Source organism: Mycolicibacterium austroafricanum, assembly GCF_000612725.1.
GTDB lineage: Bacteria > Actinomycetota > Actinomycetes > Mycobacteriales > Mycobacteriaceae > Mycobacterium > Mycobacterium austroafricanum.
Genome location: NZ_HG964451.1, coordinates 552,937 through 573,181, shown reverse-complemented (window position 1 = coordinate 573,181; position 20,245 = coordinate 552,937). Strand labels below are relative to the sequence as shown.

Genomic DNA, 20,245 nt, shown 5'->3' with positions numbered 1-20,245 from the left:
CCGCGATGACCGCCGCGATGACGGCCGACCTCCACTCACCTGCGCGCATCGACCCCCTGGCACCCAACCCGGAGGGGGAGTGGCACGGCCACACCGTCAGCGTCCGCCGGGTCGAGGCCGCCGCGCTCGGAGCCCGGCGGCTGCGTGCGACCCACGTCGACGACCGCCTGATCGTGGAGCACCGCATCACACCGGAGGACCTCTGCGACCAACTGGCCACCATGATCGTCGCCGACCTCGCCGACGCCGGCGTGAGCATCGACCAGACCGGCTTCGAGGAGGCGTTCACCGGCGTGGTCCGCTCCACCGTCACGGGGCCGTTGGAATCGTGGCTGCGGTTCTACACCAACTCGGTGCACCGGCTGGAGGGCGGCTCGGCCGGGTTCTCGCCCGTGCACGCCTACGGCGCCGGATCGGTCCGCGGCCACGAGGTGATCGACCTCGGCTCGTGTTTCGGCTTCTTCCCGCTGCGCCTGGCCGCCTACGGAATTGACGTCGTGGCAACCGATCTCAGTGCGCCGACCATGGATCTGCTGGCGCGGATGTCGGTGCTGCTGGGCCGCTTCGTGCGGACACTGGCCTGTGACGCGGCCGCGGTCCCGCGTCCCGACGGGTGCACCGACACGGTGACCGCCCTGCACCTGATCGAGCATCTGCCGCCCGAGGTAGCCGACACCGTCCTGGCCGAGGCGATGCGACTGGCCCGCCGCCGAGTGGTGATCGCGGTCCCGTTCGAGGACGAACCCACCGCCTGCTACGGCCACGTGCAGCGGTTCGACCGGGCCGCACTCGACCGCCTGGCCGGCCGTCTGCACGCCGAGCACCCGGACTGGACGACGACCGTCGCCGAGCACCACGGCGGCTGGCTGATCCTGGATCGTCAACCGGAGCCGCTGCGTCGTAGCCGCGGCGGCCGCACCCGGGGCACCAGCACGCCGGGACGACGCGACCGGACGGCACTGACCAGCACCCCGCTGCCGTAGGCGGCGTCCTCGACCAGTCGCAGCACCAGGTAACGCGGCAGGTCCACGTCGGGTCGGCGGGCCAGCCACTCCCGCACCGGCGGCACCAGCATGGTGCCGGCCAAGGCGCGCGCGACCCTCGAACGCGGCGAGGCTGCCAGCGCCAGCCACCCGATCGGCCACCACTCGCGGCGCAGCAGGTGTCCGGTGGCCTCGGCGTCGGACAGCAGTCCCTTGCCGACGATCACCGGTGCCGCCCGCGGATCCACCGACGAGGCACGCAGTGTTCGGGCGAGCAGGGCCGCGGCCGCCGCGACCGTGACCGCGGCGCCGGCGGCACCGGCCAGCCGCCGCGGCGCGAGCAGCAGCGCGCCTGCCACCAGGTTCAGCAACGACCACCGGGCCGGCGCGAGGCGACCGGGATGACGGCGATCCAGTTCGGCCGCAGAGGTGCCGTAGTCGAAGATCCGCGCGGCCCACCGGATCGCGGCCGGCCGCATCTCGTGGGTGACCACGGCCGCCGGCTCATAACGCACCAGCACACCCGCGTCGATCAGCCGCCAGATCAGGTCGACGTCCTCGCCGACCCGCAGTCGCTCGTCGAACGGCACATCGGACAACTCCGAGAGCGCCGCGCGCCGCACCGCCAGCGCGGCCGACGGGAGATAGCCCAGCGGCGCGCCGTGGGTCACCAGTTCCGGCCGTGGGCCCATGTCCAGGGCGGAGCGGACCGCCTCGTAGCGGGCCAGCACGGTTGGCCGGCCGCTGCGGGAGGCGATCCGAGGCGCGACCGCGGCCACCCGGGGGTCGTCGAAATGCGGCAGCAGGGTGTCCAGCCAGCCCGGCGTCGCCACACAGTCGGCGTCGACGAAGACGACGATCGGCGAATTCACCTCGCGCAGGCCGGAATTGCGCGCGGCCGCCGGTCCCCGGTTCACCTCGTGGCGCACCACGGTGGCGCCGTGCGCCCGCGCCACCTCACCCACCTCCGGTGAGCGGGAGGCGTCGTCGACCACGACGATCCGGGTGCCCGGTGCCGTCGAGCGCAACGAGGCGAGGCACGCGTCGAGCAGGTCGGCGCGTTCGTAGACGGGAACGACGATGTCCGCGGCCCACCCGGCGCCGCTCGGCTCCGCCACCGGGACGGGATGCACGATGCCGCGCGCCAGCAACAGATCGGTCAGGGCCTGCTCGACGCCGGCGGCCGGCATCACCCCGCGGCCGCCCGCGCCCCGGAGTCGGCGGACGAAGGGCCGGCCCGAAGGGGCGATCCGCAGCACACCCCACGGGGAGCCGCCGAGCACCACCGATCCGTCACTCCAGAGCCGGACGCGGTCATCCCAGCTGACCCGGCGTCCGGCGGGCAGTCCCGAACGTCCGGTCAACCGCGCTTCCTCCCGTGTGGCACCGCCGTCACCCTATGCCGGGCCGCCGGGGTCGGCTCCGAACATCCGGCATCGGAATCCATCCCTGGTGCTGGCGTGGCGGGCGGGACCATCGTGAAACGTGCGGGCATCGGGCGTCGCCGAAAGCGAAAGAATTCCATACGGGGTGCGAACAATTGACTCATCCAAGGTGAATTCGGCCTACCATCGGCCGGTGGGTCGTGGGAGCGCGCTGGGGCATTCGACATCGGCGCAGTTGCGCGACACCTCGCCGACGATCTTGATCCCGCTCGGCTCGACCGAGCAGCACGGCCCCCACCTTCCGCTGGACACCGACACCCGCATCGCCTCGGCCGTCGCCGAGGCCGCTGTGGCGGTCCTGGGCGGGGGAACGCCGGACGGCCGGTACCTGGTGGCCCCCGCGATCTCCTACGGCGCCTCCGGCGAGCACGAGGGCTTTCCCGGCACCATCTCGATCGGCACCGAGGCTCTGACGACGCTGCTGGTCGAGTACGGCCGCTCGGCGTGCGGCTGGGCCCGGCGCATCGCGTTCGTCAACGGCCACGGCGGCAACCTGGAGGCGCTGCGCCGCGCCGTGGGTCTGTTGCGTTCGGAAGGACGTGACGCCGGCTGGTGCCCGTGTGTGGTCGAGGACGGCGACGCCCACGCCGGACACACGGAAACATCGGTATTGCTCCATCTTTCGCCGGACGACGTCCGTACCGAGGACTGGTGTAGCGGTAACTCCGAGCCACTGGTTAACCTGTTGCCCCAGATGCGGCGCGGGGGAGTGGCCGCGGTGAGCGAGGTGGGTGTGCTGGGTGACCCGACGACGGCGACCGCGGCCGACGGGGCGCGCATCTTCGACCGGATGGTGCAGGAGTGCCGGCAGCGCGTCGAGCGGTGGAACCCGGGCCCCGGCGGGATGCTGACATGAGCCAGTACCGACTGCCCGACGGCTTCGCGGTCCAGGTGGACCGCCGGGTGCGCACCCTCGGCGCCGGCTCGGCACTGCTCGGCGGCTCGCCCACCCGCCTGCTGCGGCTGGCCCCGGCGGCCCAGACCCTGCTCGACGGCGGCCGCCTCGAGGTCCGCGATGCGCTCAGCGCCCAACTGGCCCGCACGCTGCTCGACGCGACCGTCGCCCATCCACGCCCGGCAGGCGGACCGTCGCATCGCGACGTCACCGTGGTGATCCCGGTGCGCGACAACGCTTTCGGGGTCTACCGGCTGGTGATGTCGCTGCGCGGCATCCGGGTCGTGGTGGTCGACGACGGCTCCGCGGCCGCGGTGTCACCCGGCGACTTCGACGGCGCCCGGTGCGACGTCGAGGTCATCCGCCACGAGCGCAGCAAGGGGCCCGCCGCCGCCCGCAACACCGGGCTGGCCGCGTGCCGCACCGACTTCGTGGCGTTCCTGGACTCCGACGTGGTCCCGCACCGGGGCTGGCTCGAGGCGCTGCTCGGCCACTTCTGCGATCCGGCGGTGGCGCTGGCCGCGCCCCGCATCGTCGGCCTGGGCCACAGCGACCAGCTAATCGCCCGCTACGAGGCCGTCCGGTCGTCGCTGGACCTCGGCGAGCGCGAGGCGCCGGTGATGCCCTACGGGCCGGTGTCCTACGTTCCCAGCGCGGCCATCATCTGCCGTCGCGCCGCTCTGGTGGAGGTGGGCGGTTTCGACGAGACACTGCCGTCGGGCGAGGACGTGGACCTGTGCTGGCGGCTGATCGAGTCCGGCTCGCGCCTGCGCTACGAGCCGATCGCCCTGGTGGCACACGAGCACCGCACCCAGATGCGGGAGTGGTTGGGCGGCAAGGCGTTCTACGGAAGTTCGGCGGCGCCGCTGTCGATCCGCCACCCCGACAAGACCGCTCCGGTGGTGATCTCGGCCACCAGCCTGCTGGTGTGGCTGCTGATGGCGGCGGGCTCGGTGTCCGGTTACCTGGCCTCCCTGATCTTCGCCGGGGTGACCACCCGGCGAATGGCCAAGAGCATGGCCAACACCGACGCCCGCGTACGCGACGTGGCGGCCGTGACACTGCGGGGGATGGGAACCGGCGCGCGTCAACTGGCCGCGGCGACCTGTCGGCACTACTGGCCGCTGGCCCTGCTGGCGGCGGTGCTCTCGCAGCGATGCCGGCAGGCGGTGCTCGTCGCGGCGGTCCTCGACGGGGTACTGGACTGGATGACCCGCAACCGGGCCGCCGACGGTGAGGGCAGGCCGATCGGTCTGCCCAGCTACCTGGTGCTCAAACGTCTCGACGATCTGGCCTACGGCGCCGGGTTGTGGACCGGGGTGGTGCGCGAGCGGACGTTGCGTCCGCTGAAGCCCCAGATCAAGGCCTGAGCGACGGATCGGGTCGGCCCCATCGCACACAGTGACGTCCTGATCGTCGGCGCGGGCAGCGCCGGATCCGTGCTCGCCGAACGACTCTCGGCCGATCCCGCCTGCACGGTGACCGTGGTCGAGGCCGGCCCCGGCCCATCCGACCCGGGGGTGCGGGCGCTGACCGCCAACGGCCTGCAACTGCCGATCGGGTCGGCGAGCCCGGTGGCCCGGCGCTACCGCACCGCGCTGACCGGCGCCACCGAGCAGCCGGCCGACATCGTCCGGGGCGCCACGGTGGGCGGCTCCGGGGCGGTCAACGGCGGCTACTTCTGCCGCGCACTGCCCGAGGACTTCGAGGATCCCGCGATGCCGGGCTGGTCATGGCCGGAGGTCGCTGCCCACTACCGCGCCATCGAGACCGACCTGGACTTCCCCGACCAGCACGACGGCGGCCCCATCCGGATTCGCCGCACCCATGAATTCGTCGGCAGCACCGCGGCATTCGTCGACGCCGCCCGTGCGGCCGGATTCGGCTGGCTACCCGACCTCAATGCCGAACCGGTCGGCGACAACACGCCCCCCGGGGTCGGCGCCGTCCCGTCGAACATCGTCGACGGCATCCGCACCGGGCCCGGAGCGGCCTTCCTCGAGCGCGCCCTGGACCGGCCCAATCTGACGGTGCGCACCGACACCCGGGTGGCCCGGGTGCGGATCGTCGGCTCCCGGGCCGTCGGGGTGGACGTCAGCGGGCCCGCCGGCCCGGCCGTGCTGACCGCCGACCGCATCGTGCTCTCAGCCGGCGCCATCGAATCGGCCCACCTGCTGATGCTGTCCGGTATCGGACCCGCCGACGACCTGCGCGCCGCGGGTATCGCGCCGGTCGCCGACCTGCCGGTCGGGCGACGCACCTGGGATCACCCCGAGTGGGTGATGCCCACCACCTGGACGGTCGCGGCCGCCCGTCCGGTCCTGGAGGTGCTGCTGGTCAGCGAGGACCTCGAAATCCGGCCCTACACAGGTGGATTCATCTCCATGGTCGGCGACGCCGCCGTCGGCAGGCCGGACTGGCCGCACCTCGGCGTCGCGCTGATGAGACCCCGGTCGCACGGCCGGGTGTCACTGGCGTCGGCCGACCCGATGACGCCGCCGCGGATCGAGCACCGCTACGACAGCGCGCCCGAAGACATCGCCACCCTGCGTCGCGGGTGCGCGCTGGCCTCCGAGATCGTCGGCAGCACAACCGAACTCGGCGATCCGATGTGGTCGACCTCCCAGCACCTGTGCGGCACCGCCCCGATGGGGGTCGACGGCGACCGGCATGCGGTGGTCGACCCGCGGTGCCGGGTGCGCGGTGTCGACGGGCTGTGGGTGGTGGACGGCTCGGTCCTGCCGCGCATCACCAGCCGGGGACCGCACGCCACCATCGCGATGATCGGGCACCGGGCCGCCGAGTTCGTGGTCTGACGGTCAACTGACGTTCAGCGGCTCCCGGTGAGCCGTCGGACCAGCCGCAGCTGGCGGCCGTCGCGACCGGGTGCCCAGATCCCGATCAGCACCGCCGACACCGCGACGAGGACGGCCATCGCCGTGATCGACCCCTGCATCGCGTGCAGGAACGCCGCCTTGCTCAGCTCGGCCAGTTGCCCGCCCTGCGCACCCAGCCGACCCGACACCGCCAGGGCCTGGGCCAGCGAGTCGGAGGCGGCCTGGCGGACGGCGGGCGGGAAGGAGTCCAGCCGGCCGTCGAGGTGGTCGGTGTACCGGGCCGCCAGCACCGACCCGGCCAGCGCGATGCCCAGCGCCGCCCCCACCTCCCGGACCGTGTCGTTGACGGCCGATGCCACGCCCTGCTTGTCGTCGGGTGCGGCGTTCATGATGGCCGACGTGGTCGAGGCGGTGCACAGGCCGATACCGGTGGCCAGCACCAGCAGCGGCCAGGCCAGGTCGAGGTAGGACGAGTCCACCCGCAACGTCAACAGGCACCCGAATCCGGCTGCGAGCAAGAGCAATCCGACGAACACCACCAGACGAAGACCGAGGCGGGGCAGATACCAGAAGGACAGGCCCGACAGGATCGCCACCGGCGCCACCAACGGGCTGAAGGCCAGCGCGGTCTGCAGCGCCGAATAGCCCAGAATCAGTTGGGCGTACTGCATGACGAGATAGAAGAAGCCGAAGTTGGCCAGGAACAGCACCGCGATGGCGGCCGCCCCGGTGGCGAAATCCGGCCTGGCGAACAGGGTTACGTCCAACAGGGGGTGCCGGCGGCGCAGTTGGACGCGTCCGAACACCCCCGTCAGCGCCACACCGCCGAGCAGGCAGCCGATCACGACCGGACTCGACCAGCCTCGACTCGGTGCCTCGATGATGCCGAACACCAGAACCGCGACGGCGGCGCCGATGAGCACGGCACCCGGCCAGTCCACCGGCGGAGCGTCCGCGTCGCGCGAGTCGGTGACTGTCCAGGTCAGAACGAAGATGACCAGTCCCGAGCCGGCCAGCGCCCAGAAGATCGACTGAAACTGCCACACGCTCAGCAACGCACCGGAACCCAGCATCCCCAGCACCGCGCCGCTGCCGGCCACGGCCGCCCAGATCCCGACCGCCTTGGTGCGTTGCTCCTTCGGGTAGACCACCGTCAACAGTGAGAGCGTCGCAGGCATCACGAACGCCGCGCCGGCACCGGCCAGTGCGCGGGCGGCGATGACCTGCACGGGTGCGTCGAGGAAGACGGGCGCGGCCGAGGCGAGCGTGAACACCGCCAGGCCGATCAGCAGTGCCCGGCGTCGGCCGTAACGGTCACCGATCGCGCCCGCCGGCAGCAGTAGACACGCCAGGGTCAGCGTGTAGCCGTCCACGATCCAGGTGAGCTGGGTCTGGGTGGCCGCGGTGGCCACCGCGATGTCGCCGAGAGCGGTATTCAGCGCGATCATCGAGCAGATGACCAGCGCGACGGCCACACAGGCCACGACCAGAGTCCAGACCCGCTGCCGAGCCGAGACGTCGCGCAGGCGGGAATCGGTACCCTTGTCGGGCCGGATCAGGGTGTCGGCCACGGCGCTCTCCTTCGGTACGGTCGATTTTTGAGACTGCCCGTCTCGGAACCGGCCGAAACGTGGGGAACGTCACGGGAAGGTGAGGCGATGGCGGACCGGCGCAGCGACCCGCGACCGGCGCGTTCGCGCGCCAGGTTGCTCGACGCGGCGACGGCACTGCTGCGCGCCGGCGGCCCCAGTGCGGTCACCGTCGACGCGGTCACCCGCGGCGCCAATGTCGCCCGGGCCACCCTCTACCGGCATTTCCCCAGCGGCAACGATCTTCTGGCGGCGGCGTTCAACAGCCTCATCCCGCCCGCGCCGATGCCGCCGGAGGGCGGCTCATTGCGCGATCGCCTGGTCGCCCTGGTGCAGGCACAGGCCGACCTGATCGCCGAGACGCCGGTGCTGCTGACGGCCACCTACTGGCTGGCGCTGGGACCGGACATGGACCGCATTCCCGGCACGGCCGACGACGCCGACAGCCCCGAGGTGCGCACCCTGCGGGAACGCGTCGCCGCGCAGTACGGCGCGCCCTTCGACGCGATCTTCGACAGCCCCGACGCGCAGGCCGAACTCGGCGACGTCGACCGGGCACAGGCCATCATGCTGCTGATCGGCCCGGTGGTGACGGGGCGGATCAGCACGCTGACCGACTTCGACTACCGCGACTGTGTCCGCAAGGCGGTGGACGGCTTCCTGGCCGTCCACCGCAAACCCCAAGCAGGGCAGGCTATTTCAGCTCGACCCGAATCGGCAGGTGCTTGAGGCCGCCGACGAAGGTGGTGGCCATCAACTCGGGCTCGCCGGCCAGTTCGATGGACTTGATCCGCGGGATCAGCTCGGTGAAGAAGCTGTTGAGCTCCATCCGGGCCAGCGAGGCGCCAAGGCAGAAGTGCACGCCGTAGCCGAAGGACAGGTGCTTGTTCGGGTCGCGGCCGACGTCGAACTTCTCCGGATCGGTGAACACGTCCTCGTCGCGGTTACCCGAGGTGTAGGCCAGGTAGACGGCCTCGCCCTTGGCGATCTTCACGCCGCGGACCTCGGTGTCCTCCTGCGCGGTGCGCATGAACTCCTTGACCGGCACCACCCAGCGGATCATCTCCTCGACCGCGGTGCCCATCAGCGACATGTCGTTCTGCAGCCGGGTCAGCTGGTCGGGATGATCGAGCAGCGCGCGCAGGCCGCCGGCGATGGCGGCGCTGGTGGTGTCATGCCCGGCGCTGGCGGTGATCACGTAGTAGGACAGGGTGTCCATGTCGGACAACGGTTCCCCGTTGATCTTCGCGTTCGCGATCGCCGAGGACAGGTCGTCGGTCGGGTGCTCGCGGCGGGACTGGGTCAGCGCCGAGAAGTAGTTGAAGAAGTCCATCAGCACCGCGAGCATGTCCTCGACGTCGCCGCCGCGCTGGAACTCCTCGTCGTTGCCGCCGAACATCTCCTGGGTCAGCTTGAGCATCCGGGGGAAGTCGGACTCCGGCAGACCCAGCAGGGTGAGGATCACGTACAGCGGGTAGTTGACCGCGATCTCGGTCATGAAGTCGAGTTCGGGGCCCTTCTCGGCCATCTTGTCGACCCAGATCTTGGCCAACTCGTCGCAGCGGGCCTTGAGCATCTTCAGCGCCGACGGCTTGAACCAGTCGGCGCCGATCTTGCGGACGTCTCGGTGGTGCGGGTCGTCCATGTGGATCAGCGTGCGCAGGCCGGTCCCGGCCTCCAGGTCGCGCAGCAGTGCGTCGTCGGCCTCGGCGATGGCCAGCAGCGGGCGGGGGAAGTTCGTGAACAGATCGTTCTGTCGCTCGATGTCCATGATGTCGGCGTGCTTGGTGATCGCCCAGAACGGCCGGTACTCGTCGACCTCGACCCAGGACACCGGAGCGTGCTTGCGCAGGTGAGCCAGCGCCCCATAGAGGTGCTGCTCGTCGGTGAAGGCCTGCGGATCAGCCAGAACGCGAGCTGCCGGGTCCATGATCCGGGTGGTCATACGGGGTCTCCTCGATCACTGTGACGCAGAACTTGACGGGTGTCAGGTTAGCAGTGTGGGTGATCTTCGCCACTAGCGGAACCCCTTTGCGTCAATTGGGGTCGGAAGGCCTTACCCGCGTTGCCGCGTAGGCTCGATTTCCGTGCCGCGCCGATCGACTCGCCGACTGCTCGGGGCGGTGACCGCCCTGCTCGCGAGCGTGCTGGTGATCGCGGGCTGTGCGCACGGCGGCGGCCGGTCCCCGTCGGCGCTCCCGACCGCAGAAGGCCCCCAGCCCGCGGTGGTGCAGACCGCCTCGGGCGCGGTGCGCGGTGTCGTCGCCCCGGGATACCGCGTGTTCGACGGCATCCCCTACGCGGCGCCGCCGGTGGGCCCGCTGCGCTGGGCGCCCCCGGCGCCGCGTGCGTCGTGGCCCGGCGTGCGCGACGCCACCCGACCCGGCCTGCGCTGCCCCCAGGACACCCGCACCGATCCCGACTACGGTCGCCCCACCGGCGAGGACTGCCTGAACCTCAACGTCTGGACGCCCGACGGCGCGAGCTCGGCGCACCCCCGTCCGGTCATGGTGTGGATCCACGGCGGGGGGTTCCTCAACGGCAGCGCCGACATCTACGACGCGCGCTGGCTGGTCACCCAGGGCGACATCGTCGTCGTCACCGTGAACTACCGGCTGGGGACGCTCGGCTTCCTGGCGCATCCAGCGCTGGGTCGCGGCGGCGACGTCGGCAACTACGGGCTGGCCGACCAGCAGGCGGCGCTGCGCTGGGTTCGCGACAACGTCGGAAACTTCGGCGGCGATCCGGACAAGGTGACCATCGCGGGGGAGTCGGCCGGCGCCATGTCGGTGTGCGACCACCTCGTCGCCCCGGAGTCGGCCGGGCTGTTCCACGCGGCCATCCTGCAGAGCGGGCCGTGCCAGACCCAGGCCGACCTGCCGACGGCGCAGCGGGTCAGCCGCGACTACGCCGCCGGTGTGGGCTGCGCGCAGGAGGCCACCGCCGCCGCGTGTCTGCGGGCGCTGCCCGCCGACCGACTCCAGAAGCCGCCGTTCTACGTCGGGTTCGGCGCCGACAAGCTCACCGGCCCGGTCACCGGAACCGACCGGCTGCCCGCGGACCCGATGACGGCGATCGCGCTCAACCGCGTCCCGCGGGTGCCGGTGCTGATCGGCACCAACACCGACGAGTTCACCTTGTTCACCGGCATCGAGTACCTCCAGCACGACGGCTTGCCGCCCTACCCGGAACTGCTCGCCGACACCTTCGGCGTCGACGCCGCGGCTGTGGGTGCGCACTACCCGCTGCAGAATTACGGCGGCAGTGCCGGCCTGGCCTACTCGGCGGCCGTGACCGATGGTGAATTCGCCTGTCCCGCAGACAGAATGGCGAACGGTCTGGTGCACACCGGGCCGGTGTACTCCTACGAGTTCAACGACCGCACCGCCCCGGCGCCCGATCCGTTCCTCCAGTTGCCGTTCCCGGTCGGCGCCAGCCACGGACTGGAGCTGCGCTACCTGTTCGACATCGGTGGAGCGCCGCCGTTGAATCCGGCCCAGCGCCGGCTGTCCGACCAGATGATCGCCTACTGGACCGGGTTCGTGCGCAACGGTGTTCCCGACGCCGAGGGGGAGCCGCGGTGGCCGAGGCTCGACGCCGGCGGCTCGACCGGACCACGGCTGTCGCTGCAGACCGGGGATCCCACCATCACCACCGACTACGCCGCGCGTCACCAGTGCGCGTTCTGGGCCACGCTGACCGGAACGCGCTAGGACCGCCACCGCCCATCGGCGACGAACGCCAGCGCCCCGGCGACGTCGAGAGCCAGCGGCCGGTGCACCGGTCCAGGGTCGCGCACCCACCGTTGGAACGCGAAATCCGCTGCGGCAAAGGACAACTGGACCAACAATCCGGGCCTGTCGTCCTCCGCCGGGTCGGCGCCCATCCGGGCCGCCGTGAGCTCCACCAGTCGGTCGCGGTCGGCGGGTGCGAGCAGCGAGACGCGGTCGAGCAACTCCGGTGCGGTCAGGATCGCGCTGCGCCAACTCTCCAGGTCGACGTCGCCGAAGGACTCGACCCGGCCCACGATCGCCGCGGCCAGTGCGACATCGGGCGGTTCGCTGTCCGGACGGCGCTCCAGCAGAGCGGCGATGGCCGCCCCGCCCCGCTGGACGGCTGCCAGCAGCAGTTCCTCCTTGGTGGCCATATGCCGGAAGAACGTCCTGGGCGAGATCGCGGCCTCGGCGGCGATGTCCTCGGTGGTGACGTTGGCGAATCCCCTTGTGGCGAAAAGCCGGTAGGCCGCCGCGCGGATCTCGGCGCGCACCGCGGCCCGCTGGCGGTCGCGCAGACTCGGCGGCCGTTCGGCCGGGGAGTCGCTCACCGGAACGATCCCATCCCGCCGTCGATGTGGATGGTCTGGGCGTTGAGATAGGAGGCGTCGTCGCTGAGCAGGAAGGCCACCGTCGCACCGATGTCGTCATGGGTGTCGCCGATGCGGTGCATCGGGTTGCCCTTGAGGACGTTGCGGAACGTCTCCGGGAACGCCTCGCTCCAGCCCTGCACACCATCGGAATTGGCGAACGGGCAGACCACGTTCACCCGGATGTTGTCGGCGCCCCATTCCAGTGCGGCGACCTTGGACAGGCCGCGGATGGCCTCCTTGGCACCCGCATACGCACCGAACGCGACCTGCCCGCCGGTCCCGCTGCCCGAGCCGAAGTTGACGATCGAGCCGCCACCGCCGGCCTTCAGGACCGGGTAGGCGGCTTGCATCAGGAAGAAGGTCGCCCGCGGCCCGGTGTCGAAGACCAGATCGAAGTCGTCGTCGGTGATGTCGGTGAACCGCTTGGGCTCGTTGGTGGCGACGGCGTTGTTGACCAGTGCGTCCAGGCCGCCGAACCGCTGCACCGCGGTGTCGACGATCCACCGGTAGCTGGAGTGGTCGCGCAGGTCGGCGACCAGGTGCTCGGCGCGGTGTCCCTGCGTCGCAAAGCTTTCCGCCACCTCGGCCACCGCCGGGTTACGGTCGACCAGCAGTACCGAAGCGCCGCGTTCGAGCAGTGCGGTGGTGACGCCGCGGCCCACGCCCTGGGCCGCGCCGGTCACGATCGTGCGCCGCCCGCTCAGCGACGTCGGGTGCCAGTAGGTCGAGCGCTCACTGGTTGCCACGGTGCAGTTCCTCCGATGTTCTTGCCGCGCCCGGGAATTCGATGAACTCCACGGCGGTGCCGTCGGGGTCCTTGACGAAGAACATCCGTACCCCGGCGATCTCGAAGGGTGCCTGGTCGGGTTCGCGGCCGGCCGCCTGCACCTGCCGGTAGGTCTCGTCGAGGTCGGCCACCGACAGCGAGATGTTCTGGTTGCCGACGATCGAGCGGGTCGCCCGACGGCTCTGGCCGCCCAGCGAGAGGAGCTCGAGCATCACGCCGCCGACAAGCCCGCCCACCACCCGGCCCCGATGACCGTCGGAGCCGCCGAGCGCGTGGTCGAACGGCTGGCCCGACATGCTCTGGTCGAACACCACGTCCATGCCGAGCAACCCCCGGTAGAAGTCCAGCGCCCGGTCCATGTCGGTAACCCCCACGACCAGATGTGAGAACCGGAGGTCGGCGAGTGCTGCCATCAGGAAGCGAGGCCGGGGGCGGCCCGGCCGGCGATCAGCGGTAGGTCGACATAGGTCTTGATGCCCGGCCCTGCCTCGCAGACGTAGGGAATGGCGCTGACGCAGTGGTTGGCGGTGGCCACCACACCGGGGTTGCGTTCGAGGCCTTCGGCGACCGACTCCGGCTGCAGCCCCTTGAACGTCAGCGAGACATCCGGGTCGCCGGTGATCTCAACCTCGAACCGCTCGCCGTCCGGACCCAGCGTCCACGGCGGATCCAGCTCCACCTCGCACATCAGCCAGTTGACCGCCGCGGTGACCACCGGCTCGTCGTCGACGATCGCCTGCCAGCGGAACCGGCGCGCGGCGACCGTGCCGGCCTCCATCGGGACGACGAGTTCGTCGGTGCCGGTGACCGCCACCGCGACCTCCTGGGTGGACCGGATCCGCGGCTCGGCCCGGAAGCCCAACTGGTCGGCGACCATCCGCACCGACTGCTTGAAGCCGGCCTCGAGCAGGGCGGCGATCGGACCGCTCATCGCCTGCTCGGGGGTCAGGCCGAAGCCCATCACCTCGCGCACCACCAGCGGGGCGTTGTAGGTGCGGATGTCGGAGAACTCCTCGGCGCGCACGTGGGTGATCGCCGAGGACAGCGACGAGATCATCAGCGGGAAACGCTCGGTGATGCCGCCGGGGTGGATGCCCGAACCGTGCAGGGTGACCCCGCCGGCCAGGGCGGCGTCCTCGATGGCCCGCACCGCCGGGTTGTCCCGGTCGGGGTACACCCAGCCGACCGGTGTCACGACGTTCTTGCCCGAGCGCAGGATCCGCATGACGACCTGGTCGTCGGGCAGCAGGGGGGAGTACATGACGCAGTCGGCGTCGAGTGCCAGCAGCTCGTCGACGTCGGTGCTCGCCGTAACTCCGATCGGGTCCTGGCCGATGAGCTCGCCGACGTCGCGGCCGTTCTTGTCGGCGCTGTGCACCCAGCAGCCGACGAGTTCGAGGTCGGGGTGGCGAAGCACGCCCTGGATCGCGGCCTTGCCGACGCCACCGGTGGCCCACTGGATGACTCGATACATGAGCGGCATGCTATGCCGTTGTGGCAGTGACTGTCACCAGTAGCGGCGCGACCGTGGGCGTTGTGTACTGATTTGGGCGGTTTTCCGTGCGTACGGCCCACAGTCGTGGCCGGCGCCGCACCCGCGCTGAGCAGGCAGTGCAGGGATTTGGCTGCTGGTCCGATCTAGGGCATACTGTTCGGGTTGCCTTGAGCCGGGTTCGCCCCCTGTCGGGAGTGTTCCGCCCAAGGTGTACGACCGGCGCCCGAACGGGCGCGTCCGGTCCCAACCTCGGAGAGCGACGGTTTTCGCCGCGCCTGCGAGGCTGCGTGAGGGCGACACACCCGACCGCGGGGGCCGGTGCACCAGGACAGGTAAAGAGCGGCGGCGACAGCCAGCGTGACGCTTTCGGGCGTTTCGCAAACCACCGTGTCCCCTTGCGGGGACCAAGCAGGAGTGAAGGTAGGAGAAGCGTGGCGGGACAGAAGATCCGCATCAGGCTCAAGGCCTACGACCATGAGGCCATTGATGCCTCGGCGCGCAAGATCGTGGAGACGGTCACCCGAACCGGCGCCAGTGTGGTCGGCCCGGTGCCGCTGCCGACGGAGAAGAACGTGTACTGCGTCATCCGCTCACCGCATAAGTACAAGGACTCGCGGGAGCACTTCGAGATGCGTACTCACAAGCGGCTCATCGACATCCTCGACCCGACGCCCAAGACGGTCGACGCGCTCATGCGCATCGATCTGCCGGCCAGCGTCGACGTGAACATCCAGTAGTAGGGGAGTCGACGAACAATGGCACGTAAAGGAATCTTGGGTACGAAGCTGGGCATGACCCAGGTCTTCGACGAGAACAATCGCGTGGTCCCGGTGACGGTCGTCAAGGCCGGCCCCAACGTGGTGACCCGCATCCGCACGCCCGAGCGTGACGGCTACAGCGCGGTGCAGCTGGCCTACGGCGAGATCAGCCCGCGCAAGGTGAACAAGCCGGTCACCGGTCAGTTCGCCGCCGCCGGGGTCAACCCGCGCCGCCACCTCGCCGAGCTGCGTCTCGACGACGAGGCCGCGGCCGCCGAGTACGAGGTCGGCCAGGAGCTGACGGCGGAGATCTTCGCCGACGGCACCTACGTCGACGTCACCGGCACCAGCAAGGGCAAGGGCTACGCCGGCACCATGAAGCGGCACGGCTTCCGCGGCCAGGGCGCCAGCCACGGCGCCCAGGCGGTGCACCGCCGGCCCGGTTCGATCGGTGGCTGCGCCACCCCGGGCCGCGTCTTCAAGGGCACCCGGATGTCGGGCCGGATGGGCAACGACCGCATCACCACGCAGAACCTGTTGGTGCACAAGGTCGATGCCGAGAACGGCGTGCTGCTGATCAAGGGTGCGGTCCCCGGCCGCACCGGCGGCCTGGTGATGGTTCGCACCGCGGTCAAACGAGGTGAGAAGTAATGACTATCAAGATTGACGTCCATACCCCGGGCGGAGCGAAGGACGGCAGCGTCGAGTTGCCCGCCGAGCTGTTCGACGTGGAAGCCAACGTCGCACTGATGCACCAGGTGGTGACGGCCCAGTTGGCCGCCAAGCGCCAGGGCACTCACGCGACCAAGACCCGCGCGATGGTCTCCGGCGGCGGCAAGAAGCCGTACCGGCAGAAGGGCACCGGCCGCGCCCGTCAGGGCTCGACCCGCGCGCCGCAGTTCACCGGTGGTGGCACCGTCCACGGCCCGCAGCCGCGTGACTACAGCCAGCGCACCCCGAAGAAGATGATCGCCGCCGCGCTGCGCGGTGCGTTGTCCGACCGGGCGCGCAACGAGCGCATCCACGCCGTCACCGAGCTGGTCACCGGGCAGACCCCGTCGACCAAGAGCGCCAAGGCGTTCCTGGGCACGCTGACCGGGAACAAGAAGGTGCTGGTCGTGATCGGCCGCAGCGACGAGGTGGGTGCCAAGAGCGTGCGCAACCTGCCTGGTGTGCATGTGATCTCGCCCGATCAGCTCAACACCTACGACGTGCTCAATGCCGACGACGTGGTGTTCAGCGTGGAGGCTCTCAACGCCTACATCGAGCACGCTTCCAAGGCGAAGCAGGAGGTGTCCGCCTGATGGCTACCGTGACCGACCCCCGCGACATCATCCTGGCTCCGGTCATCTCGGAGAAGTCGTACGGGCTGATCGAGGACAACGTCTACACGTTCATCGTCCACCCGGACTCGAACAAGACGCAGATCAAGATCGCCATCGAGAAGATCTTCAAGGTGAAGGTCGACTCGGTGAACACCGCCAACCGGCAGGGCAAGCGCAAGCGCACCCGCACCGGTTACGGCCAGCGCAAGAGCACCAAGCGCGCGATCGTGACCCTGGCCCCCGGCAGCAAGCCGATCGACCTCTTCGGAGCACCGGCGTAGCCGGCCACAAGGAACTCAGGACTAGAACATGGGAATTCGCAAGTACAAGCCGACGACCCCCGGTCGCCGCGGTGCCAGCGTCTCCGATTTCGCCGAGATCACTCGCTCGACTCCGGAGAAGTCGCTGATCCGTCCGCTGCACGGCACGGGCGGGCGTAACGCGCACGGCCGAATCACCACCCGGCACAAGGGCGGTGGCCACAAGCGCGCCTACCGCGTGATCGACTTCCGTCGCAACGACAAGGACGGCGTCAACGCCAAGGTCGCGCACATCGAGTACGACCCGAACCGCACCGCGAACATCGCGCTGCTGCACTTCCTGGACGGCGAGAAGCGCTACATCATTGCGCCGCAGGGACTTTCGCAGGGCGACGTGGTGGAGTCGGGTCCGAACGCCGACATCAAGCCCGGTAACAACCTGCCGCTGCGCAACATCCCGGCCGGTACCGTGATCCACGCCGTGGAGCTGCGGCCCGGTGGCGGCGCCAAGCTGGCCCGCTCGGCCGGCTCGAGCATCCAGCTGCTCGGCAAGGAAGGCAGCTACGCCTCCCTGCGTATGCCCTCGGGTGAGATCCGCCGCGTCGACGTGCGCTGCCGCGCGACGGTCGGCGAGGTCGGCAACGCCGAGCAGGCCAACATCAACTGGGGCAAGGCCGGCCGTATGCGCTGGAAGGGGAAGCGCCCCACGGTCCGTGGTGTCGTGATGAACCCGGTCGACCACCCGCACGGCGGTGGTGAGGGTAAGACCTCCGGTGGCCGCCACCCGGTGAGCCCGTGGGGTAAGCCCGAGGGCCGCACCCGCAAGCCGAAGAAGGCGAGCGACAAACTCATCGTCCGTCGCCGGCGCACCGGCAAGAAGCGCTAGGGAGTAAAGCGATGCCACGCAGCCTGAAGAAGGGCCCGTTCGTCGACGACCATCTGCTCAAGAAGGTCGACGTCCAGAACGAGAAGAACACCAAGCAGGTCATCAAGACCTGGTCCCGTCGGTCGACCATCATCCCGGACTTCATCGGGCACACCTTCGCCGTCCACGACGGTCGCAAGCATGTCCCGGTGTTCGTCACCGAGGCGATGGTCGGGCACAAGCTGGGCGAGTTCGCCCCCACCCGGACCTTCAAGGGTCACATCAAGGACGACCGGAAGTCCAAGAGGCGCTAAATGACTACAGCGATTGAATATCCGTCGGCGATGGCGAAGGCGCGCTTCGTGCGCATCTCGGCCACCAAGGCGCGCCGTGTCATCGACCTGGTCCGCGGCAAGAGCGTCGAGGAAGCCCTCGACATCCTGCGGTGGGCCCCGCAGTCGGCCAGCGAGCCGGTCGCCAAGGTGATCGCCAGCGCCGCCGCCAACGCGCAGAACAACGAGGGCCTGGACCCGACGAGCCTGGTGGTCGCCACCATCCACGCCGACGAGGGCCCGACCGCCAAGCGCATCCGGCCGCGCGCGCAGGGACGTGCCTACCGGATCCGCAAGCGCACCAGCCACATCACCGTGATCGTCGAGAGCCGGCCGCCCAAGAAGGCCGGTAAGCAGGGCGCTTCGGCCAGTGCCGCGCGTGCACGTCGGGCGCAGGCCAGCAAGGCCGCTACGAAGAAGGCCACCGATTCGAAGGAGGGCTCGGAGTAGTGGGCCAGAAGATCAATCCCCACGGCTTCCGTCTCGGCATCACCACCGAATGGAAGTCCCGTTGGTACGCCGACAAGCAGTACGCCGACTACATCAAGGAAGATGTCGCGATCCGCAAGCTGCTGGCCACCGGCCTGGAGCGCGCCGGCATCGCGGACGTGGAGATCGAGCGCACCCGTGACCGCGTGCGCGTGGACATCCACACCGCGCGCCCCGGCATCGTCATCGGTCGCCGCGGGACCGAGGCCGACCGCATCCGTGCCGACCTGGAGAAGCTGACCAAGAAGCAGGTCCAGCTCAACATCCTCGAGGTGAAGAACCCCGAGTCGGTGGCTCAGTTGGTCGCCCAGGGTGTCGCCGAGCAGCTGAGCAACCGTGTGGCGTTCCGCCGCGCGATGCGCAAGGCGATCCAGTCGGCGATGCGCCAGCCCAACGTCAAGGGCATCCGCGTGCAGTGCTCGGGCCGCCTCGGCGGCGCCGAGATGAGCCGCTCGGAGTTCTACCGTGAGGGTCGGGTGCCGCTGCACACGCTGCGCGCCGACATCGACTACGGCCTCTACGAGGCCAAGACCACTTTCGGCCGGATCGGTGTGAAGGTGTGGATCTACAAGGGCGACATCGTCGGTGGCAAGCGTGAGCTGACCGCCGCGGCGCCGGCCGCCGACCGTCCGCGTCGTGACCGTCCGTCGGGCACCCGTCCCCGCCGCAGCGGCGCGTCGGGCACCACCGCGACGAGCACCGACGCAGGCAGAGCCGCCAGCGAAGGCACAGTGGAAGCGCCCGCTACCGAAGCTGCCGCCACTGCGCCTTCTGCAGGGCAGCCGGAAACTACGGAGAGCTAGTCATGCTTATTCCCCGCAAGGTCAAGCACCGCAAGCAGCACCACCCGAAGCAGCGTGGCATCGCCAGCGGCGGGACCTCGGTCAGCTTCGGTGACTACGGCATCCAGGCCCTCGGCCATGCCTACGTCACCAACCGGCAGATCGAGTCGGCCCGTATCGCCATCAACCGGCACATCAAGCGTGGCGGCAAGGTGTGGATCAACATCTTCCCGGACCGCCCGCTGACCAAGAAGCCCGCCGAGACCCGCATGGGTTCCGGCAAGGGTTCGCCGGAGTGGTGGGTCGCCAACGTCAAGCCCGGCCGTGTCCTGTTCGAGCTGAGCTACCCGGACGAGAAGATCGCCAGGGAAGCGCTGACTCGTGCGATCCACAAGCTGCCGATCAAGGCACGCATCGTCACAAGAGAGGAGCAGTTCTGATGGCAGTCGGAACCACGACCGGCGAACTGCGCGAGCTCACCGACGAAGAACTGACCGACAAGCTCCGCGAGTCCAAGGAAGAGCTGTTCAACCTGCGCTTCCAGATGGCGACCGGCCAGCTTGCCAACAACCGCCGGCTGCGCGTGGTCCGGCAGGAGATCGCGCGGCTGTACACCGTGCTGCGTGAACGTGAGTTGGGTCTGGCCGCCGGACCCGGAGGTGAGGATTCGTAATGGCAGACACCAAGGGTGCCAAGTACACCCCGCGCACCGAGAAGCCGCGCGGCCGTCGCAAGACCGCCATCGGCTATGTCGTCTCGGACAAGATGCAGAAGACCATCGTGGTCGAACTGGAGTCCCGTAAGAGCCACCCGCTCTACGGCAAGATCATCCGGACCACCACGAAGGTCAAGGCCCACGACGAGAACGAGGACGCCGGTGTCGGCGACCGCGTGTCGCTGATGGAGACCCGCCCGACGTCGGCCACCAAGCGCTGGCGCCTCGTCGAGGTTCTCGAAAAGGCCAAGTAGCACAACGGCTCCGGCCGTTGTCGACGAAACCCCCGCACGCCGGTCGGCGTGCGGGGGTTTCGTCATGG

General features: G+C 69.9%; 24 protein-coding genes. 17 read left to right on the top strand and 7 right to left on the bottom strand.

Annotated elements, in window-relative coordinates; all coding sequences use genetic code 11:
* Nucleotides 1-5: 5 nt before the first annotated feature.
* On the top strand, nt 6-983 hold the full coding sequence (gene mftM / locus BN976_RS09430; RefSeq protein ID WP_235622013.1) for a mycofactocin oligosaccharide methyltransferase MftM: 978 nt from the start codon (nt 6-8) through the stop codon (nt 981-983).
* Here the strand turns inward: mftM and mftF (BN976_RS09425) are convergent.
* The gene (gene mftF, locus BN976_RS09425) at nt 881-2,347 is read right to left on the bottom strand and encodes a mycofactocin biosynthesis glycosyltransferase MftF (protein WP_084182257.1); all 1,467 of its coding nucleotides are present in this window, start codon (nt 2,345-2,347) and stop codon (nt 881-883) included. The genes mftM and mftF (BN976_RS09425) overlap by 103 nt on opposite strands.
* Before the next feature lie 190 nt (nt 2,348-2,537).
* Between mftF (BN976_RS09425) and mftE the strand changes: the two genes are divergently transcribed.
* The 3 genes from mftE to mftG are packed head-to-tail and all read left to right on the top strand — an operon-like array spanning nt 2,538 to nt 6,139.
* Nucleotides 2,538-3,284, top strand: coding sequence for a mycofactocin biosynthesis peptidyl-dipeptidase MftE (gene mftE, locus BN976_RS09420; protein WP_036370131.1), 747 nt, complete (start codon nt 2,538-2,540; stop codon nt 3,282-3,284).
* Complete coding sequence (mftF, locus tag BN976_RS09415) at nt 3,281-4,693, top strand: mycofactocin biosynthesis glycosyltransferase MftF (RefSeq protein WP_036370129.1); 1,413 nt, start codon at nt 3,281-3,283, stop codon at nt 4,691-4,693. Before mftE ends, mftF (BN976_RS09415) begins: the two co-directional genes overlap by 4 nt.
* Nucleotides 4,694-4,714: 21 nt before the next feature.
* A complete protein-coding gene (gene mftG / locus BN976_RS09410; protein WP_036370128.1) occupies nt 4,715-6,139 on the top strand; it encodes a mycofactocin dehydrogenase MftG in 1,425 nt (474 codons plus the stop codon).
* A 14-nt stretch (nt 6,140-6,153) separates the two neighbouring features.
* Here mftG and BN976_RS09405 read toward each other — a convergent pair whose 3' ends face one another.
* Nucleotides 6,154-7,731, bottom strand: a complete 1,578-nt coding sequence (locus tag BN976_RS09405; RefSeq protein WP_036370126.1) for an MFS transporter — start codon at nt 7,729-7,731, stop codon at nt 6,154-6,156.
* Nucleotides 7,732-7,818: 87 nt separating this feature from the next.
* Here BN976_RS09405 and BN976_RS09400 point away from each other — a divergent pair, with 87 nt between their 5' ends.
* Nucleotides 7,819-8,478 carry a TetR/AcrR family transcriptional regulator gene (locus BN976_RS09400; RefSeq protein ID WP_036370124.1) on the top strand — a complete coding sequence of 220 codons (660 nt, stop codon included), beginning with the start codon at nt 7,819-7,821 and terminating at the stop codon, nt 8,476-8,478.
* Here BN976_RS09400 and BN976_RS09395 read toward each other — a convergent pair.
* Nucleotides 8,444-9,694 carry a cytochrome P450 gene (locus tag BN976_RS09395; RefSeq protein WP_036370122.1) on the bottom strand — a complete coding sequence of 417 codons (1,251 nt, stop codon included), beginning with the start codon at nt 9,692-9,694 and terminating at the stop codon, nt 8,444-8,446. The two genes, BN976_RS09400 and BN976_RS09395, sit on opposite strands and share 35 nt — an antisense overlap.
* Before the next feature lie 136 nt (nt 9,695-9,830).
* Here BN976_RS09395 and BN976_RS09390 point away from each other — a divergent pair, with 136 nt between their 5' ends.
* A complete protein-coding gene (locus tag BN976_RS09390; protein WP_409366015.1) occupies nt 9,831-11,462 on the top strand; it encodes a carboxylesterase/lipase family protein in 1,632 nt (543 codons plus the stop codon).
* On the opposite strand, the gene BN976_RS09385 is transcribed toward BN976_RS09390, so the two are convergent.
* Genes BN976_RS09385 through BN976_RS09370 form a run of 4 tightly spaced genes read right to left on the bottom strand, consistent with a single transcriptional unit; the run spans nt 11,459 to nt 14,385 of the window.
* Nucleotides 11,459-12,073 carry a TetR family transcriptional regulator gene (locus BN976_RS09385; RefSeq protein WP_036370120.1) on the bottom strand — a complete coding sequence of 205 codons (615 nt, stop codon included), beginning with the start codon at nt 12,071-12,073 and terminating at the stop codon, nt 11,459-11,461. The two genes, BN976_RS09390 and BN976_RS09385, sit on opposite strands and share 4 nt — an antisense overlap.
* Nucleotides 12,070-12,861: an SDR family NAD(P)-dependent oxidoreductase gene (locus tag BN976_RS09380; RefSeq protein ID WP_036370118.1), complete on the bottom strand. Its 792-nt coding sequence runs from the start codon at nt 12,859-12,861 to the stop codon at nt 12,070-12,072. The genes BN976_RS09385 and BN976_RS09380 overlap by 4 nt, the downstream gene beginning before the upstream one ends.
* Nucleotides 12,848-13,315, bottom strand: coding sequence for a VOC family protein (locus BN976_RS09375; RefSeq protein WP_036370116.1), 468 nt, complete (start codon nt 13,313-13,315; stop codon nt 12,848-12,850). The genes BN976_RS09380 and BN976_RS09375 overlap by 14 nt, the downstream gene beginning before the upstream one ends.
* The gene (locus BN976_RS09370) at nt 13,315-14,385 is read right to left on the bottom strand and encodes an NAD(P)H-dependent amine dehydrogenase family protein (RefSeq protein WP_051558373.1); all 1,071 of its coding nucleotides are present in this window, start codon (nt 14,383-14,385) and stop codon (nt 13,315-13,317) included. Before BN976_RS09370 ends, BN976_RS09375 begins: the two co-directional genes overlap by 1 nt.
* 443 nt (nt 14,386-14,828) lie before the next feature.
* Here BN976_RS09370 and rpsJ point away from each other — a divergent pair, with 443 nt between their 5' ends.
* From rpsJ to rpsQ, 11 genes are read left to right on the top strand one after another with little or no spacing between them, the layout of a single operon-like run.
* Nucleotides 14,829-15,134: a 30S ribosomal protein S10 gene (rpsJ, locus tag BN976_RS09365; protein WP_003883485.1), complete on the top strand. Its 306-nt coding sequence runs from the start codon at nt 14,829-14,831 to the stop codon at nt 15,132-15,134.
* Nucleotides 15,135-15,152: 18 nt separating this feature from the next.
* Complete coding sequence (gene rplC / locus BN976_RS09360; protein WP_036370114.1) at nt 15,153-15,806, top strand: 50S ribosomal protein L3; 654 nt, start codon at nt 15,153-15,155, stop codon at nt 15,804-15,806.
* On the top strand, nt 15,806-16,459 hold the full coding sequence (gene rplD / locus BN976_RS09355) for a 50S ribosomal protein L4 (protein WP_036370112.1): 654 nt from the start codon (nt 15,806-15,808) through the stop codon (nt 16,457-16,459). The genes rplC and rplD overlap by 1 nt, the downstream gene beginning before the upstream one ends.
* Complete coding sequence (gene rplW / locus BN976_RS09350) at nt 16,459-16,761, top strand: 50S ribosomal protein L23 (RefSeq protein ID WP_036370110.1); 303 nt, start codon at nt 16,459-16,461, stop codon at nt 16,759-16,761. The genes rplD and rplW overlap by 1 nt, the downstream gene beginning before the upstream one ends.
* A gap of 28 nt (nt 16,762-16,789) precedes the next feature.
* On the top strand, nt 16,790-17,626 hold the full coding sequence (rplB, locus tag BN976_RS09345; RefSeq protein WP_036370108.1) for a 50S ribosomal protein L2: 837 nt from the start codon (nt 16,790-16,792) through the stop codon (nt 17,624-17,626).
* Nucleotides 17,627-17,637: 11 nt separating this feature from the next.
* Nucleotides 17,638-17,919 carry a 30S ribosomal protein S19 gene (gene rpsS / locus BN976_RS09340; protein WP_003892827.1) on the top strand — a complete coding sequence of 94 codons (282 nt, stop codon included), beginning with the start codon at nt 17,638-17,640 and terminating at the stop codon, nt 17,917-17,919.
* Nucleotides 17,920-18,387, top strand: a complete 468-nt coding sequence (rplV, locus tag BN976_RS09335) for a 50S ribosomal protein L22 (RefSeq protein ID WP_011778574.1) — start codon at nt 17,920-17,922, stop codon at nt 18,385-18,387.
* The gene (gene rpsC, locus BN976_RS09330; RefSeq protein WP_011778575.1) at nt 18,387-19,229 is read left to right on the top strand and encodes a 30S ribosomal protein S3; all 843 of its coding nucleotides are present in this window, start codon (nt 18,387-18,389) and stop codon (nt 19,227-19,229) included. The genes rplV and rpsC overlap by 1 nt, the downstream gene beginning before the upstream one ends.
* Nucleotides 19,230-19,231: 2 nt before the next feature.
* Complete coding sequence (gene rplP, locus BN976_RS09325; RefSeq protein WP_011778576.1) at nt 19,232-19,648, top strand: 50S ribosomal protein L16; 417 nt, start codon at nt 19,232-19,234, stop codon at nt 19,646-19,648.
* Nucleotides 19,648-19,881 carry a 50S ribosomal protein L29 gene (rpmC, locus tag BN976_RS09320; protein WP_011778577.1) on the top strand — a complete coding sequence of 78 codons (234 nt, stop codon included), beginning with the start codon at nt 19,648-19,650 and terminating at the stop codon, nt 19,879-19,881. Before rplP ends, rpmC begins: the two co-directional genes overlap by 1 nt.
* Nucleotides 19,881-20,177: a 30S ribosomal protein S17 gene (gene rpsQ / locus BN976_RS09315; protein WP_011778578.1), complete on the top strand. Its 297-nt coding sequence runs from the start codon at nt 19,881-19,883 to the stop codon at nt 20,175-20,177. The genes rpmC and rpsQ overlap by 1 nt, the downstream gene beginning before the upstream one ends.
* Nucleotides 20,178-20,245: the final 68 nt, after the last annotated feature.

Excerpts from the sequence above, each read along its gene's own strand:
- mftM (WP_235622013.1), top strand. The coding sequence starts at position 6 with ATGACCGCCGCGATGACGGCCGACCTCCACTCACCTGCGCGCATCGAC.
- BN976_RS09400 (WP_036370124.1), top strand. The coding sequence starts at position 7,819 with ATGGCGGACCGGCGCAGCGACCCGCGACCGGCGCGTTCGCGCGCCAGG.
- BN976_RS09375 (WP_036370116.1), bottom strand. The coding sequence starts at position 13,315 with ATGGCAGCACTCGCCGACCTCCGGTTCTCACATCTGGTCGTGGGGGTT.
- mftF (WP_036370129.1), top strand. The coding sequence starts at position 3,281 with ATGAGCCAGTACCGACTGCCCGACGGCTTCGCGGTCCAGGTGGACCGC.
- rplC (WP_036370114.1), top strand. The coding sequence starts at position 15,153 with ATGGCACGTAAAGGAATCTTGGGTACGAAGCTGGGCATGACCCAGGTC.
- rpsS (WP_003892827.1), top strand. The coding sequence starts at position 17,638 with ATGCCACGCAGCCTGAAGAAGGGCCCGTTCGTCGACGACCATCTGCTC.
- rplP (WP_011778576.1), top strand. The coding sequence starts at position 19,232 with ATGCTTATTCCCCGCAAGGTCAAGCACCGCAAGCAGCACCACCCGAAG.
- rplW (WP_036370110.1), top strand. The coding sequence starts at position 16,459 with ATGGCTACCGTGACCGACCCCCGCGACATCATCCTGGCTCCGGTCATC.
- BN976_RS09370 (WP_051558373.1), bottom strand. The coding sequence starts at position 14,385 with ATGCCGCTCATGTATCGAGTCATCCAGTGGGCCACCGGTGGCGTCGGC.
- rplB (WP_036370108.1), top strand. The coding sequence starts at position 16,790 with ATGGGAATTCGCAAGTACAAGCCGACGACCCCCGGTCGCCGCGGTGCC.
- rplV (WP_011778574.1), top strand. The coding sequence starts at position 17,920 with ATGACTACAGCGATTGAATATCCGTCGGCGATGGCGAAGGCGCGCTTC.
- rpsQ (WP_011778578.1), top strand. The coding sequence starts at position 19,881 with ATGGCAGACACCAAGGGTGCCAAGTACACCCCGCGCACCGAGAAGCCG.
- BN976_RS09395 (WP_036370122.1), bottom strand. The coding sequence starts at position 9,694 with ATGACCACCCGGATCATGGACCCGGCAGCTCGCGTTCTGGCTGATCCG.
- rpmC (WP_011778577.1), top strand. The coding sequence starts at position 19,648 with ATGGCAGTCGGAACCACGACCGGCGAACTGCGCGAGCTCACCGACGAA.
- rplD (WP_036370112.1), top strand. The coding sequence starts at position 15,806 with ATGACTATCAAGATTGACGTCCATACCCCGGGCGGAGCGAAGGACGGC.